Below are 16,271 nucleotides of genomic sequence, written 5' to 3' on the forward strand. Positions count from 1 at the left end.
CTGCCAAGGGTTCTAACTTTTATAGCAGGTCGGTAAATCGGGAATCGCTTTGGAGAATTTTGAGGATCTGCTTGATTTCCTGGGTACGTTCTTTTTTGACAACGAGGGTGACATTGCGATCGCGCACAATCACCACATCCTCTAAACCAATAGTAACAACAACATCTTCTGGATTTGAGGCATAAATAATCGCCCCCTGCGTATCCAACCCTATGTGGGTAGCAAGTTCTACATTGGGAGTCTCTTCTGTCTTTAATAAACGTTCGATCGCATTCCAATCTCCTAAATCATCCCAACCAAAATCAACTGGCAAAACGTATGCTAGAGTGGTCTTTTCCATTAGCGCATAGTCTATACTCTTCTTAGGCAACTGGGGATAGATATCAGGACCATGTTGTTCTAAAGGTTCGATAATTTCTGGTGCATGGGTATGTAGTTCTTTGAGAACAACCCCTGCCCGAAAAACGAACATTCCACTATTCCAGCTAAAGCGTCCCGTAGATAAAAAAGTCTCGGCTGTTTCACGGTTGGGCTTTTCAGTAAAACGGTTAACGTGATAAGCTGGCAACTCATTAAAGCTACCTGTTTTTTCACCTTGTTCAATGTAACCGTAACCGGTTGATGGAAAAGTAGGCTTGATCCCCAGTGTAACGATCGCTGCTGTGCTTGCTGCCAGTTGCGTAGCCGCGCTTAATGTGTGTGCAAACGCCTTTTGGTCAGCAATCCAGTGGTCAGCAGGGAAAAAGCCAATAACAGCGTCTTCTCCATAGCGTTGTTTGATTTCTAAACTTGTCCAAGCAACGGCAGCGGCAGTGTCTCTTCCTTCCGACTCAATCAGTAAGTTTTCAACTGGTAGATCAGGTAATTGTTGTCGTACCCCTTCAGCTATCTGACTAGAAGTAATCACCCACAAGGAATCCCACCCCCTTGGGGTGAATCCTTCTCCTGAGGCAGACGCTTCGCGAACGGATACGCTTCGCGAGCGCGAGTCGCCTGTAGAGGGTTTCCCTCCCGCAGCGCTGGACTCACCGCCACCGAGTTCTATCAATCGATCGGCGGTTGCTTGTAATAAGCTTCTAGAGCTACCATCAAGACTTAAAAATTGCTTGGGTCGGTCTTTGCGACTTAGGGGCCAAAAACGTTCACCTTTACCACCAGCAAGGATTACGGGGAACAATAAAGTATTCATGTTGTCATACACGCCTACCGAAGAACATTACAAGTTTACAGTGAGCTTTTCCACTGGCAATATTTGTAGCTTGCATTAACATACTTTTAGGGAGTGGTTGAGTGGGGAGATAATTGTGATAAAACAAGTCGAATGGTCGGATAATCCGGTGACATCTCAGCAAGTAGCATTTGAAACTGAGGTGCGATCGCCGCAAATTCAACGTACGGAAAATCAGGTAACACCTGTACCAGTAGCAGACTCAGAGGAGGAGGTAGAACTAAACCAGCCAGCGAATCCGAACCGTAGCGTCGTCGAATCAGTGGGTGCAATTCCCAATCAGCTTTATGAGAGACTGGGCTTGACCATGCCTCGATGGCTGTTGTGGATCATGACGGTGGTCATCGGCATCATCTTATCTGGGTTGCTGGTATCAACGTTAGCGCTTTGGACTCCCTTGTGGAGCAATCTAGATCGAACAGATGAAGATTTAGGAACTGCTGCTAAAGACGAGATAAAAATACCACTACCAGGAGAGTTATGGAGCAAACTCTCCCAGTACCAGCTTTCACGACCGATGAATATTTTAATTATGGGGATTGAACCAGTCAGCGGTACTGTTGATGGTTCACCAGAAAGCTTTGCTGGGAAAAGTGACACCATGCTGCTGGTACGGCTCAACCCTAGTGAAAAATCTGTACGGGTGCTTTCCATTCCCAGAGATACAATGATCGCCATCCCAGAAAAGGGAGAAAAGGGGTTAACTAAGGTATCTGATGCCAATGCCAAAGGTGGCCCAGTCTTGGCTGCACGGGTAATTAGCCGTACTTTAAACAATGCCCCAATTGATCGCTACATCCGCATTTCGACCAGCGGCTTACGGCAGTTAGTCGATCAGTTAGGCGGAGTAGAGGTCTTTGTTCCCCAATCAATGGAATATAAGGACTCTAGCAGTCGGTTGTCGATTAATTTAGTCAGTGGCTGGCAAACCCTCAACGGCGAACAAGCAGAACAGTTTGTCCGATTCCGCGAACCAGGTTTGGGAGATTTGCCGAGAGTGCAGCGTCAGCAAGCACTAACAGCAGCTCTGCTGCAACGCCTCAATAGTCCTACCGTCTTACCCAGGTTGCCTCAATTAACTCGCTTGATGCGAAAATACTTTGATACCAACCTGAAGATGGAAGAAATGATGGCGTTGGTGAACTTCGGCCTCAACCTAGATCGAGATAATTTCCAAATGACCATGTTGCCTGGTACGTTCAGCCGTTTTAGCAAAGACCCTGATAGCTATTGGCTGAATATGACTGGACAACAGAGCCTGTTGAATGATTATGTTGGGGTAAATGTACCTGGTCTGAAGCCAGATATGCGCCGGGTTCCTAACCTCAAAATTGCTATTCAAAATGCTTCCAATCAACCTCAGCTAACTGAAAAAGTTATTGCTTATCTCAAACAGAAAGGCTTTACTAATATTTACAAAGTGCCTGATTGGCCAGATACCCAACGTCAAACTCAGATTGTTGTCCAAAAAGGCAACCGACGAGTTGGAGTTGATTTGCAAAAAGTCTTAGGCTTGGGTCAAATCGAGGTGTCAGCGATTGGTGATTTAGAATCTGATCTCACAATTCGGATTGGTAAAGATTGGAAATAGTCAGTAGGGGTGTACAGCTAGCTATGCGCCCCTATTAATAATAAAGTTATGAAAAAGATTTTACTGCGCTTTTTTGGTTTGATTGTGATTTTGATACTAGCTTGTTTGTGGATAATACTCAATCCCAAACCAGCTTTTGCTCAACTAAACACAATCAATTACAACAATATAAATTTAGAAAATCGTGACTTCTCTAATGCTGATTTGGCAGGTGTGACTTTTGTAGCAGCAGAAATGCGAGGGGCGAATTTCCAAGGAGCGAATTTAACAAATGCAATTCTAACTAAGGGAATTTTATTAAAAGCAAATCTGGAAGGCGCAAACTTGAGGGGCGCTTTAGTTGATCGCGTCACTATGGATAGTGCTAACCTAAAAAATGCTATTTTTACAGAAGCAACTTTGACGAGTAGCCGCTTTTACGATGCTGATATCACTGGTGCTGATTTTACAGATGCTTTGGTTGACCGTTATCAAGTGTCGCTATTGTGTGAAAGGGCGGATGGGGTAAATTCGGTTACAGGTGTGCCAACGCGAGATAGTTTAGGTTGTCGATAGTAGGGTGTGTTAGCGATAACGTAACGCACCAACTACCTTAAAATCGTACACTCCTAATACGGTTCGGTTAAGCCCAAAAAATAAAAATGTGTAGGTTGGGTTGAGGAACGAAACCCAACATATTGTAGGGTTTGTTGGGTTTCACTTCGTTTAACTCAACCTACAAATATTCTTAACTTTTGACTTTTGACTTTTGACTTTTGACTTCCGCCTTGCGGTATCAGTCGCCTCTAATTACTGCTAGGAATTTCAATCAAGAACTCTGTTCCTTCTCCTGGTTTAGAGGAACATTTGATTTGACCATGATGTTTTTCAACCACTATTTGATAGCTGATAGATAATCCTAAGCCTGTACCTTTACCTGGTGCTTTAGTGGTGAAGAAGGGGTTAAAAATGTGCGATCGCACCTCTTCTGGAATCCCCAGACCATTATCAGCTATTCTAATTACAATCTGGTTCTTAACAGTTTGCGTACTAATCCAGATAGTTAAGGGTATTCTCGGACACGTTTGAGATAACTTTAAATACTTTTGCTGTATAGTTTTAAACTTTTCCTCTAATGCATCAATACTGTTACTCAAAAGATTCATAAACACTTGATTTAATTGTGCAGGATAGCATTCGAGCAAAGATAAAATACTATATTTTTTAATAATCTCAATAGCTGGGCGTTCACTATTATTTTTGAGTCGGTGTCCTAAGATCAGCAAAGTACTATCCAATCCTGCCTGAATGTCTATTGGCTTCAATTCAGCCTCATCTGTACGAGAAAAGTTTCGCAGTGAGAGCACAATCTCACAAATCCGGTCTGTTCCCACTTTCATTGACTCAAGGGTTTTAGGTAAATCTTCGATGAGAAAGTCCAAATCAGTTTTGTCAATTTGCTCTTGGACAGTTGGCAATAGTGAGGAGTTTTGACGGTAAAGTTTCACTACATTTAACATTTCTTGAGTATATTCATTTAAATGGATGAGATTGCCAAAAATAAAAGTGATAGGATTGTTGATTTCATGTGCGACTCCAGCAAGTAGTTGTCCTAAACCTGCCATTTTTTCACCCTGAATTAACCGGGTCTGAGTTTGTTTTAATTCTTGCAGAGCTTGAGTAATTTCTAAGGTTTGACGTTTAGTTTGTTCGAGTAATTCCGCTTGCTGAATTGCAATTCCAAATTGCACCCCTACTTGAGCTAGTAAATTAATTTCTTCCTCTTTCCAATAACGCGGTTGCGAATTTTGATAAGCAACTAATAATCCCCATAATTTTTCACCTTCCCGAATCGGAACAAAAGTTTCGTTACGCGGAAGTTGGTTATCGTCGTCTGTGTCCTCAAAAGTTTCTATAATCATTGGTTGGGCTTGTACAACAGGTTTCCAACCATCTTTGAAGGAATCTGCCACAAATTTACCGCTCCAATCCTGGTTGAAGCGATAGATTGCAACTCGCTCGACTTCGAGCAACTCTCGCACAGCTTGAGTAGTAGTTCTAAAAATAGTTTTAATATCGAGTGACTGGCGAATTTTATCAATGGTTGCAGCCAGCAATTCTTGCCGTTCCATTGCTTTCTCGCGTTCACTGGCTTTTGCTAACTGGACAACCTGCATTTGAACTTGCTTTAAATAAGAATCCTGTTTTAATGCGACTCCTAATTGCTCGGCCATTTGACTGGTAAATTCAATTTCCGAGGGTTGCCAGTCACGAGGAGCTTTACATTGGTGAATACACAGCAATCCCCAAAGCTCACCTTTTTTCAATAGAGGTGCGATCATATTTGCCCGCACTTGAAATTTTTCTAGAATTTGGACGTAGCAACTTGGAAACTTTCCTTGATAAATGTCAGCGATCGCATTTACTCGACCTTGTGCGTAAAGGGGTGCAAAGTTTTCACTGAAGCAATAATCATAAACTTTTTCTGCTATTACCGAATTACACTCAGGGACAACATCCTCTGAAATAAATTCTCCTTCCCAATCTTTTTGAGGGTCAAAACGAAAGACTGTCACTCGGTCTGCTTGCAACATTTGCCGGGCCTCAGTGACAGTAGTTTGGAAAATTGTATCTAAATCTAGGGATTCCCGAATTCGAGTAATCACGCTAGTTAATGTCTTTTGTTGCTCTGCTTGGTACTGAGCAGATGCCAGCAACTTATAGTGTCGTAGGGCCACACCAATTTGTGTGCCGATTTTGGTCAGTGATTCGACTTCATAAGATTGCCACTGTCTGGGTGAGGCATTTTGGTAGGCAGCGATCACTCCCCAAAGTTGATCTCCCTGGAGAATAGGGGCAGTTGCAAAGGCTTTTGCCTGGAATTGCTCCAACAGGGTTACATGGCAGTTTGTTAATCCGGCTTTATAAATGTCATTGACTGTAAATGTCTGGTTGTCAATGTAACGTCCTCCTTGCGTATGTTGCAAATAAGTATCAGCGATCGCATGCTGAAACCCAACTAAAGGAGTCCAGCCTTCTGCAAATGATTCAGCAACAAAGTTCCCACTCCAATCTGAATTGAAGCGAAAGATGGCAACTCGATCAGCTTGCAGCAGCTTGCGTATTTCTTGAGTTGTGGTTTTAAAGATGGTTTCAATATCAAGAGGTGAGCGAATTTTATCAACAATCTGAGCAATTACTTGGTCGCGTTGAACTGCTTGAGCCAATTTTGCAGCTTGCAACTGAACTTCATGGAGATGCCTCGCTTGTTGAATTGCAACAACAAGATGGTCAGCAATTTGACGAATAAATTCAATTTCCGATTCTTTCCAGTCACGAGCCTGACTGCACTGATGAAGGCAAAGCAATCCCCACAATTCCTTCTCCCGCAATAGAGGGATAACGAGATTGGCCTGTACCTGAAATTTACTCAAAATTGCCACATGACAATCACTCAGTCCCGCCTTGTAAATATCTGCTACTGCTTGCACTCGACCTTGTTGATAACTGGAAGCAAATTGTTCTCCAAAGCAGTGATCGTAAACTTTTACTGCCATTGCTGAGTCCCAGCCAACTGCAACATCCTCACAAATAAATTCTCCTTCCCAATCTTTTTCCAGGTTGAACTGGAAAACTGCTACACGGTCAGCATTTAGCAACTGACGCACTTGTGTAACAGTCGTTTGAAAAATTGTTTCTAAGTCTAGAGACTCGCGAATTCGGACAATTACACTCGCCAGAGCCTTTTGTTGCTCTAGTTGCTCTTCAAGTTGAGCGCTTGACAAGAGAAGTTGATTTTCCGTGAAATTTGAATTGGGTTCCATTGCTCTGGATTATGTCGTTTTTATACAAGGGTTTCTCATCCCAAACTTCATGGGGTTAAAAAGTTAGGACTTACGCACTGAAAACCTGAAACCTCGTTCGCGTAGCGTGCACTTCGCGCACTCCCCCCTAAAAAAGGGGGGGATCTGAAAAGCCCCCTTTTTTAAGGGGTTGGGGGATCTCTTCTGCGTAAGTCCTAAAAGTGTCAAAAATATGACAAACTGCAAATTTTTACAGTGTTCAACTATTCCCCAGAAGATGGTTATTGTTATAGTTCCCGTTTCTTGATCTATCCTCGTAATGGGTTAAAAAATAATCTTGGCTTGTACAGAACAGAAAACATGATTCTCGTGTTCTGTTTGTGCAAGAGTTCCTCTCTTTACCTGAAAACAAGAGGGAATGAGAGTTAAAATGCATACTGTTATAGCAATCTCAGGAATTTCATTTTGAGCGATAGCTTTGCCCGCGGCAGGCATCGCCCTTAAAATGATGGCGATGAAACTAAAAACTAATGACTCATTTGTCAAAATTTGCCTGACAAACTGCGGAATTTCAGGTTAAATGTTTTAGAATATGCACTCTGCAAGAGTTGTCGGGTATTATTCGTGACACAACAAGACCAAAAACCTTCTCGTTCTTTCGCTGGAATTGCTGGCATTGTTGCTGCAGCCACATTAATTAGTAAAATCTTCGGTTTAGTGCGGCAGCAAGCGATCGCTGCCGCTTTTGGTGTTGGTGCTGCTGCCACTGCCTATAGTTATGCCTACATTATCCCTGGCTTTCTATTGATATTACTCGGTGGTGTAAATGGGCCATTACACAGTGCAATTGTCAGCGTTTTAGCCAAGCGTCGGCGAGAAGAAGCGGCTCCCCTAGTGGAAACCGTGACAACGCTGGTAGCTGGAGTGCTGTTGCTGGTGACAGTTGCTCAGATTTTATTTGCGGATGCGATCATTGATTTAGTCGGTCATGGCTTGGAAGAGACAACCAGAGCGATCGCAATTCAACAACTCCGCATTATGGCGCCGATGGCTTTATTTTCAGGATTAATTGGCATTGGCTTCGGTACTCTCAATACAGCCAATCAATATTGGTTACTCTCTATTAGTCCTTTATTATCTAGTATTACCGTTGTTGGCGGCCTTGGGATCTTGGCTATGCAACTGGGCAAGGACATTATTAAGCCGGAGTACGCTTTAATCGGTGGAATGGTTTTAGCTTGGGGAACCTTGGCAGGAGCTGTTTTGCAATGGTTAGTGCAGCTAATTGTTCAGTGGCGGTTAGGATTAGGCACATTACGCTTGCGGTTTGAGTTTAAATCCCCAGGCGTTCAAGAAGTAATTAAAATCATGACTCCGGCAACAATTTCCTCTGGAATGATGCCAATTAATGTCGCCACTGACCTTTATTTTGCTAGTCCGATCCCTGGTGCTGCGGCAGGATTTAACTATGCGAATCTATTAGTACAAACTCCCTTAGGGATTATTTCTAATATTATTTTGCTGCCCCTATTACCGATATTTGCCAAACTAGCCGGCCCAGAAAATTGGCCAGAGTTAAAATTACGCATTCGCCAAGGATTGCTACTGACTGCCTTCACCATGCTACCGCTAGGGGCACTGATGGTGTCGTTATCTGTACCCATTGTGCAGGTAGTATATGAGCGCGGTGCTTTCAAGCCAGAAGCTACACAGCTAGTTTCATCCTTGTTAGTCGCTTATGGGATTGGAATGTTTGTCTATTTGGGACGTGATGTTTTGGTGCGGGTGTTCTATGCTTTAGGCGATGGACAGACACCTTTTCGCATCAGTATTTTTAACATCTTGCTCAACATCTTACTAGATTGGTTTTTCGTTAAACCTTTTGGTGCTCCTGGTTTGGTGTTGGCAACAGTAGGTGTAAATTGCAGCTCAATGCTAATGCTGTTATGGTTGCTCGATCGCAAACTTAATGGTTTACCTTGGCGTGAGTGGAGTTTGCCGATTTTGGGTTTGATTGCGGGTAGCGTGGTAGCTGGGGTAGCAAGCTATGGGACATTAGTTGGTTCTCAGCAGTTGTTAGGTAAAGAAGGTTTACCGATTCTGGTGTTGCAGTTATGTGTATCTGGCTTCGTGGGGATTGCGGTGTTTGCTGCGATCGCTTCATCAATGAAAATAGCAGAGGTGAGTATTTTTATATTTCGTCTACGTCAGCGCTTTTTGAAGAAATAACTAAGCACACCCAAATGGGTGAGAAATAATTCAGCCACTTGGGTGAGCCAGGTGTGCGAGGTTACATTTTCTAAAAAAAGAGATTCTAGTACTAGAGAATATTGATTTTACTTAACTCTGGTGAGAAGAATCCTATGAAACTTACAAAATTAGCTGCCTCTTTCCTTGCTGTTGCTTCCATTGTCCTCTCAGCCGGTATTGCATCTGCTCAAACAGCGGGTACGAACGGTAACTACATCGGTGCTGGTGTTGCAGTTGGTGCAACCAGTGGCGGACAAGGAAACGATGAAGCACAAGTTGGTGGCAATATCCAAGGCCGATACGCTATTTCCAAAACACCTCTTTCACTGCGGGGTTCTGTACTGTATGGTGGTGATGCTGCCGCAATTATGCCCCTAGTAACTTACGATGCGCCCATCGCCAAAAATACTAACGTTTACTTTGGTGGTGGTTATTCTTTTGTAACTGACGAAGGTCAAAAAACCCCATTGGGCAATCAGAATGCACCTGTAGTCACCCTTGGTATTGAATCAGAAGTTAGAAACAATGTCATTGCCTATGGCGATACTAAATGGGGCATTGACGCCTACAGAAATAGTGATGCTGATGCTGTCAGCTTTCAAGCTGGATTAGGCTATCGCTTCTAGTGATTACAAGCTAGAAAACGGCTGATTCAGAAACTCAAGCAATGATGTTTGCCAGCCGTAATAGTAATTTATCGGTCATACCTGAGTATAAATACTCAAGTATGACCGATTTTTTTAATCATTTTTATTTATGATTTTAAGAAAAAATTATATTGGTTATTATTGATAGTTTCTTTTAAAGTGAAATGAGCAATCGGGAATACACGTATAAGATATTACTCATGGAAAAGATTAATCCCATTCCAGAAATACTTGGTGAAACAACTGACGTGGAATCTTGGCTGATTCGAGCTGGGCTAAGATTTTCAGACTTAGGTAATGATGCTGCAAGTATTGCAATCCGCAAGCAATGGCGAGAGTATCAAGCCGCAGTCCAAAGATGCTGTGCAACCCTACACCAACCACCGTCACGTGTTCAACTAAGCGGCGACTATGCCAACCTGAGAATACCTGGTGGTGCATTAACCAATTCTGCGATCGGCTGTCGAGTCGTCCCTAGTCCTTAGATTGGGCAAAAGATAGAAAATCGGTAAATAAAAAGTATCCATTGGGGTTAGAGAATCAATTATCGGGTAGGGCAGCTGATAACTGTTTGATCGTGTCAATTTTAGATTTTAGTAGGATTTATACACACTCTACGACTCTTCTCAACTCTTGAAGAGGCGGTAGCCTGCGGCAAGCCGCTTCTCTACGTTCGCGCAGCGTGTCGCAGACAGACACTACGCGAATGTGTCTACGATTTTCCGTTGCTTGTGCGTAAGTCCGATCTGAGACTTTGATTTATTCAAGTGGAAAATAAAGCCTCGAAAGGCTTTCAGCGATTGGGTTCGCCCAAAGTGATAAAGGAGAGTTAAAAATTATTTCGGTTCATGCCCCGCGCCGCTGATTTTAGATTTTAAATTGAAGAATTGTTCAAATAAAAACACGGCGGCCTCTAAGTATTTTCTTCCAATCTAAAATCTAAAATCGTTCGACTGAGCGACTTGCCTTGAGCGTCCCTTGCGCGTCTCTATAGAGTTGCCGAAAGGAGCCGAAGTCTAAATCTAAAATTGATTGCCTCAAGCCAAAAAGTGGTCTCTTTCAATTCCATTTTTCCATTATTTAAAATCCAAAATCGATTGACTAATAATCCTGTTGCACGCCGCCCACTACTGGCTTAACTTCCGAAAATGGATCAGTGCCTCCACCCCAGTTAAAATCACTAATTCGGATGCTGAAGCCACCTAACTCCAGCACTGGATTGTAACGGAAGGTGATGCCATAGGTACGACGGCTATATTCCACAATGTAGTCGGTGCTAGCTTCTTTACCAGTATCCAAGTTAACAGATGTTTGAAAGCCTAAGCGAAAAGGACCGTAGACTTGCTGTGATATACCAGCGCTTAACACTTTGTTATCAACAAAGCGATCAAACAAAAAGGGTGATAATCCGTTATTTAAGCCTTGAGAGTAACTAATATTAAAGGCAGTATAGTCTAAAAAAGGTCGGGAAAAATGACCAATTTGCCCTTGTAAGCCAATTGTAGGAGTTAGGGTGCTTTGGTTATCACCATTGGTGTAATAACTGGTAGTGCCCGTAAGACCAGCGAACGCTAGCAAGTAAGGAACTACAGGGTTAGCTGTATATCGTAATCCCTCGGTGGCAGTGGGTGCTAATGGTTTTCCCTGCCATAGCAACAGCCCTTTACTGAGGGAAGCACTGGCTTGTAAACGACCTAGTGAGATGCGATTGTTTTCCCGCACCGGTTCTAGTAAGTCTTGACGATCGGTGTTGGCATCGATATATCGAGCGCTTGCCTGATAAGTGAGGTTGATACCACTTTTTCCTAAAGGAATCACAGGAGAGGTAATAATGCCGCCAAGACTGCTCTGGACGGTTTGAAAGCCGAGAGTACCGTTGTAGAGACGATCACGGTAGTTATATTGCAGACTCAAGATATGGGGAAGAGAAGTCCCTATTATTTGGCGCAATCCCAAATTCACTCGCAAATTGTCTTCCACCTTATTTAAGTCAAAACTGGTTAACTCCCCAGTCCCCTGAATTACTGCTCGTGGACTCAAAACAGAATTTATCTTTGTCTTCACAGCAAACAATGCGCCTAAGTCACCCGTGCCTTCTTGCACAGCTCTCTGTACTAGCAACTGGGGCGTGAGCGTCCAGCGAGTCTGATCTGTACTGATCACTGGAAAACCACGCTCAATATACAAACCACCCCGATCTTTTCCATCAAAGCCGGGGGAGACTATTGCAGGTGTAACGTCCCGCTCCTGACGGTCAATAGTCCGCTCATTCACCGGAATTGGTAAGGAGAGCCTTTGATCCAATACCAAACGCTGCTTCTGTGTCCTAATGCGGTCTACCAAGGGTGATTCTCGCGTCAGAGTTACTGTATCTGCGCGTAACTCTAATTCTGGCGGTGAAAAAGGATCATTGGTGATGCGGACATCCCTTGCTTGCCAGCCTTGCGGATAGAAGTCAATGTGTTCAGCTTCAAACCTGAGCCGCTTGACTACACCCCCTGTTTTTGGTGGTGGGATGTTGGTAGCGCCTGTCTGACCACCAATTGTCACATTAATTCCTCCAGGGCTGCTCACACCGGAAACAGGCTGATTGGCTATAATGCGATCGCTGGGCGGACGTTTTGGGACTCCACCAGCACTTATATCCGTGGATGAGAAAGCAAAATCTGTTTGGGCTGAGGGTACGTAAATTTCTCCTCTACCATTTTCCAGTTCCCCATTATCTTGAACAAAATTATAGGTAAAGCGTTGTCCACGCAGTACCTGATCACCCCGTGTTAAAGTTACATTGCCTTCCCCCGCAGCGATCAAGTTGTCTAAATTGACTTGCAGGCGATCGGCATCCACCACCGCCCCATCAAATCGCACAACTACATTCCCAACAGCTGTAATAATTCGCCGTTGCTCGTCATACTCTTGCCGATCTGAAGTGACTTCTACAATTCTCGGTCTGGCTGGCGGGGTGTTAGTGGGCGCTTGTGGCTGATTGGTGGTGTCTACCTGTGATGTAGGTGTTGCTGCTTGAGTTTGTTGTTGGACTTGGGAATTGAATTCTACAGTCAGGGGCCTTAAGAGTTGGTTTGTCGGGCTGCGAGACTTGAATGTGATAAAATTGTGTACTGATTGAGAACTCGGTGCCAAATCAGCAGCAGATACAGAGATATTGTCTCTTCCTAGAGACTGTTGTGCAGTAATATCACTTTGCTGTTTTTGTTGGGTTAACTTCTCAGCTAGAATTTTCGCCTTGGACTCGACTAACTTGTTGCTGTTTGTGAGACTTGGGGCAATTTGAAGAGGAGGCGGAGATTGGGTGACAAGGGGACTTGGTGAAACTCTATAACTAAAGCTATCAGAGTCCAAAAAGGTTTGTTTTTCTTCACCATTAGAGTTTGGATCTGGCGTAGACGCAGAGCGGCTTGTCGTCAGATATCGCTCACTGACTTTTTGAGAAGGTTCACGTTTTACGTCTAGGTCGGAAGCCTCTGTTACAAAGTTCAGATGCCTGTGGCGGGCTACGTCAACGAGTCGGGGAGCGTCAGAAACCTCCGCTCTGTCACCAGACGAGAGCGACGGGAAAATCTTTATTCGTGCTGGCTCAACTTTGCGCTCCGCTCCAACTTTTCTTGGCAACGCAATGGTTTCTTTTTCTGTCTCCCGTTTGTGCAGTGCCGACATTAAAAGAAGTTCTGAGCGCCAGACGCCTACGCTCGGACTTGTCTTTGTGTCTTCTTTCTCTTGGTGATTAGAGGTTTTAACCTCCTGCATAGGATAACCAATGACTAGCGGTTGTCCCAAAAGTGTAGCGCTTCCAGAGCCGATGATGGGGGAAATTTCTGGTAGGAAGGTTTCTGGTGAATGAGGTACAGAGGAAGTTTCGGCTTCTACCAAGTTATCCTGAGTTGAGTTAATCGGAGTTGGCAATGGCGGATCTATCTTGGTGTTACCCGTAATTGCCAACTGAGCCAAAACCTTGGGCTGCTTGGATTTGTCTGTCTTTTCGTGTATTCCAGTATCTACACCTGAAAGAAACTTTGTATGACTAGCAGATGAGGCGGGATTTACAGGTTGTAAAGATTCGAGGATAGGAGGCAGATCGGGCGGCAGAACTGGATGAAGCATATTTGAGCATAATCGGGCTAACAAACAGCCAAATAATGGACGGAAGGATAAACATACATTTTGCCTTCCGACTGTCGCCTTCTGCTACCTACAGCAAGCTACCTGGAGAAAGAAACTTACTAACTTTCGCTTAGTAAGTTTCCGTGGCGTTTAGTATTTTCCGCCTTCCAAAGTCGCGGATAATTTATCGCCCTTTTACTCTAAGTCCCGACGGCCGGGGTTACGAGCAGGATCGTTCGACAAAAATCCAAAGATGAAGATAGTTACGAAGAAGGCAACAACAATATAAACAGCGATTTTTAAAGTCAGCATAGAAATATCTCCAATGGGTAAAACAAAGAGAGCTTTTCTTTCAGGATCTGCCATGCAGAAAAGATAGCTACTTTATATTACCCAAATCCTGTCCCTTTTTTAGAGAACTCTAGGGACTGGGGACTAGGGATTGGCAGTGTCTACCCTACAGTTATTGCGAATGGTGCAAAATGTCAGTTGTCTGACTTTTAGATGCCCTTAAAAAATAACTCAGAGACTGTTTTACTCCTGTGACGTTAACTGACGGCAAAGGTTTCCTAAAAAAGGGAATAGGTTACAGGTTACAGGGGATAGTTACTATTCCCCAATACAACTCTACCAGAGGCTACGCCCTAAGCGTAGCTATGCCGCAGGCTTTACGACGCCGCCCAACTCTACCAGAGGCTGCGCCAATGGCTCTGCTCAGGGCAAGATGGCTCAGGACAAGCTCAGTACAAGTGCCCAATGCTTTATTTCTCAGTTTGAAGTTTTGCTTAAGTCTTTGCCAATTCGGTTTTTGATTATTCGTGCAGGTATGCCTACAGCAACTGAAAAAGGAGGAATATCTCTATTGACAACTGCTCCTGCACCAATAACACTGCCTTTGCCAATAGTAACGCCATCTAATACTGTTACTCCATGCCCTAGCCAACAGTCATCCTCAATCACAATTCCTTTGCGAGTAACACCTTGGTATTTAATCGGCTCCATCGGATCAGCAAAATTATGGTTATTGGCATATATCCCTGAGTGGGCAGCTATCATGCAGTGTTTACCAATTTTAATGTCTCCTGGCCCCTCAATAGATACATTGGGGCCAATAAAGGTGTCTTCATCAATATATACACACGTATCTTCCAAAGACCCTATATCAACGTTACGCTCAATAGCGACTCTATTTCCTAGATGAATTCTATTATTTCTGTGTCTTCTAGCATCCATCCGCACACCCTTGAAAATATAGACTCCACTGCCGATCTCAATACAAGAAGTACCGTTAAATTCAACACCATTTTGAATATACACTGGGCTGCCAATCTGGGCAAAAATACTACGATATCCCAAATTACGCAACTTTGGCCCCAGAATCAGTGTCGGAATATCTCCTAACACAGTAGTTACTAAAAGTTCTTGCACGCGCTGCAATTTTGAAAAATGTTGCTCGTTAGGCATGGCTACATATCTCTTCAATCAATTTTTGTTGACAATGTTGAAAGTTGTTTTGGCTGTATCCTAATTTCTACCAATTCCGATATTTTATGTATATATTAATACATAAAATCAAATGGCAATATCACCGAAATTTCCCAAGATTCTTAGATGGTTTTCCAATATTTGAAAAACCAGAGTCTGGCTTTGACCGTGCCAATTTTAGATTTTAGATTTTTTTGGTTCATGCCCCGTCCAAACGTAGGCGGAACAAATCCAATCATCCGCTTGATAGCGTAGCGCTATCGTCAATTCCATTATCCAAAATTGATTGACTATGTGAGCAATTCTTAACTTAAGGTTAGTAGAATTAGTCAATTGATCTGCACAATTGCGTTAACTCGCTAGAAGCTTTTATACCAGTCAAGATACGTAATAATTTTGCTTCTTTTTCACCAGCTAAATTAACAAAACAATTTCAGTGCATTGCAGGGTCAAACCTCAGACTATTAAATTGTCTGATGGGAAAATTTGCTGGTTTAGATAGGCTACTGTTTTGGTTATCGGGCAAATTTGCAAAGCTTGTTACGCAACTAGGGATAGAGTTGTTTGCCTTGAGGCTACTTCCTCTCAAGTGGTTTTAGTCTTTTGAAACAACTCAGTTCCACAAGCTATTTTGCAACAAAAAATACATTTAACTAGACTATTTCAAAGATTTAGATAAAATTTCTGCCTAGCATGACAATGTAATTATTGTTGGATTTTTCTGGGTGTTTTTGCCCAAACAAAACCCAATTAGGGTGGATTATCTCCCACATCAGCCATCACATTGAAGTTAACCATCGGTGCAAACAAGTAAGCGCTTCCCCGACTGCTATGACGGCTTTCTTGCAACGAATTTCTAGAGTATGCTGCTCCAATCATGTTGCACACGGATGATTTACAGACTAACCAATTCACGCTTGTAATTACATGAATGGCTTTTAATAACAATTATTTTTAACGATAACACATTTTATTTTCAGTGGAACACTCTTAAGAAATAAGTTGATTTCTAGGTTGCTTGCTGATGATAATGGGGGAAATAAGTTAACTTTTTTACTAGAGCGATCGCTACTATTTATTAATTTTATACACCTAGATAAAATTCCTTGAGAACGGTGAGTAAAAAAATACAGTAAGCTGTCCAAGTAATTTGATGATTGGGCGTTCAA

General features: G+C 43.1%; 12 protein-coding genes. 5 read left to right on the top strand and 7 right to left on the bottom strand.

Annotation, left to right across the window (positions count from 1 at the left end):
* Window positions 1–19: 19 nt before the first annotated feature.
* On the bottom strand, window positions 20–1,189 hold the full coding sequence (locus V7K48_RS34500; protein ID WP_335079829.1) for a mannose-1-phosphate guanylyltransferase: 1,170 nt from the start codon (window positions 1,187–1,189) through the stop codon (window positions 20–22).
* 115 nt (window positions 1,190–1,304) lie between these two features.
* Between V7K48_RS34500 and V7K48_RS34505 the strand changes: the two genes are divergently transcribed.
* Both V7K48_RS34505 and V7K48_RS34510 read left to right on the top strand, forming a co-directional pair.
* A complete protein-coding gene (locus V7K48_RS34505) occupies window positions 1,305–2,819 on the top strand; it encodes an LCP family protein (protein WP_335079831.1) in 1,515 nt (504 codons plus the stop codon).
* A gap of 48 nt (window positions 2,820–2,867) precedes the next feature.
* Entirely contained in the window at window positions 2,868–3,374 is a 507-nt protein-coding gene (locus V7K48_RS34510; RefSeq protein ID WP_335079834.1) for a pentapeptide repeat-containing protein, read from the top strand.
* A gap of 230 nt (window positions 3,375–3,604) precedes the next feature.
* Here V7K48_RS34510 and V7K48_RS34515 read toward each other — a convergent pair whose 3' ends face one another.
* Window positions 3,605–6,622 (bottom strand): GAF domain-containing sensor histidine kinase, encoded by a 3,018-nt coding sequence (locus V7K48_RS34515; RefSeq protein ID WP_335079837.1) that lies wholly within the window; start codon window positions 6,620–6,622, stop codon window positions 3,605–3,607.
* A 303-nt stretch (window positions 6,623–6,925) separates the two neighbouring features.
* The gene (locus V7K48_RS34520) at window positions 6,926–7,147 is read right to left on the bottom strand and encodes a hypothetical protein (protein WP_335079840.1); all 222 of its coding nucleotides are present in this window, start codon (window positions 7,145–7,147) and stop codon (window positions 6,926–6,928) included.
* Window positions 7,148–7,225: 78 nt separating this feature from the next.
* Between V7K48_RS34520 and murJ the strand changes: the two genes are divergently transcribed.
* The 3 genes from murJ (at window position 7,226) to V7K48_RS34535 (ending at window position 9,983) form a co-directional block, all read left to right on the top strand.
* A complete protein-coding gene (gene murJ / locus V7K48_RS34525) occupies window positions 7,226–8,830 on the top strand; it encodes a murein biosynthesis integral membrane protein MurJ (RefSeq protein ID WP_335079842.1) in 1,605 nt (534 codons plus the stop codon).
* A gap of 134 nt (window positions 8,831–8,964) precedes the next feature.
* Window positions 8,965–9,477: an outer membrane beta-barrel protein gene (locus V7K48_RS34530; protein WP_335079844.1), complete on the top strand. Its 513-nt coding sequence runs from the start codon at window positions 8,965–8,967 to the stop codon at window positions 9,475–9,477.
* A gap of 221 nt (window positions 9,478–9,698) precedes the next feature.
* A complete protein-coding gene (locus tag V7K48_RS34535) occupies window positions 9,699–9,983 on the top strand; it encodes a hypothetical protein (protein ID WP_335079846.1) in 285 nt (94 codons plus the stop codon).
* Between the two features lie 616 nt (window positions 9,984–10,599).
* Here V7K48_RS34535 and V7K48_RS34540 read toward each other — a convergent pair.
* From V7K48_RS34540 to V7K48_RS34555, 4 genes are all read right to left on the bottom strand, one after another.
* On the bottom strand, window positions 10,600–13,617 hold the full coding sequence (locus V7K48_RS34540) for a DUF3769 domain-containing protein (protein WP_335079848.1): 3,018 nt from the start codon (window positions 13,615–13,617) through the stop codon (window positions 10,600–10,602).
* 195 nt (window positions 13,618–13,812) lie between these two features.
* Window positions 13,813–13,929, bottom strand: a complete 117-nt coding sequence (locus V7K48_RS34545; RefSeq protein WP_041566417.1) for a photosystem II reaction center protein I — start codon at window positions 13,927–13,929, stop codon at window positions 13,813–13,815.
* A 456-nt stretch (window positions 13,930–14,385) separates the two neighbouring features.
* Window positions 14,386–15,081 carry an acyltransferase gene (locus tag V7K48_RS34550; RefSeq protein WP_335079850.1) on the bottom strand — a complete coding sequence of 232 codons (696 nt, stop codon included), beginning with the start codon at window positions 15,079–15,081 and terminating at the stop codon, window positions 14,386–14,388.
* 771 nt (window positions 15,082–15,852) lie between these two features.
* Window positions 15,853–15,981, bottom strand: a complete 129-nt coding sequence (locus V7K48_RS34555; RefSeq protein ID WP_256091202.1) for a hypothetical protein — start codon at window positions 15,979–15,981, stop codon at window positions 15,853–15,855.
* Between the last annotated feature and the right edge of the window lie 290 nt (window positions 15,982–16,271).

Origin of the sequence: Nostoc sp., from assembly GCF_036919615.1 — a bacterium.
Taxonomy (GTDB): Bacteria; Cyanobacteriota; Cyanobacteriia; order Cyanobacteriales; family Nostocaceae; genus Nostoc.

Coding starts and splice junctions, on each gene's coding strand:
- V7K48_RS34500 (WP_335079829.1), bottom strand. CDS start 1,189: ATGAATACTTTATTGTTCCCCGTAATCCTTGCTGGTGGTAAAGGTGAA.
- V7K48_RS34510 (WP_335079834.1), top strand. CDS start 2,868: ATGAAAAAGATTTTACTGCGCTTTTTTGGTTTGATTGTGATTTTGATA.
- V7K48_RS34515 (WP_335079837.1), bottom strand. CDS start 6,622: ATGGAACCCAATTCAAATTTCACGGAAAATCAACTTCTCTTGTCAAGC.
- V7K48_RS34530 (WP_335079844.1), top strand. CDS start 8,965: ATGAAACTTACAAAATTAGCTGCCTCTTTCCTTGCTGTTGCTTCCATT.
- V7K48_RS34535 (WP_335079846.1), top strand. CDS start 9,699: ATGGAAAAGATTAATCCCATTCCAGAAATACTTGGTGAAACAACTGAC.
- V7K48_RS34540 (WP_335079848.1), bottom strand. CDS start 13,617: ATGCTTCATCCAGTTCTGCCGCCCGATCTGCCTCCTATCCTCGAATCT.
- V7K48_RS34545 (WP_041566417.1), bottom strand. CDS start 13,929: ATGCTGACTTTAAAAATCGCTGTTTATATTGTTGTTGCCTTCTTCGTA.
- V7K48_RS34550 (WP_335079850.1), bottom strand. CDS start 15,081: ATGCCTAACGAGCAACATTTTTCAAAATTGCAGCGCGTGCAAGAACTT.
- V7K48_RS34555 (WP_256091202.1), bottom strand. CDS start 15,981: ATGATTGGAGCAGCATACTCTAGAAATTCGTTGCAAGAAAGCCGTCAT.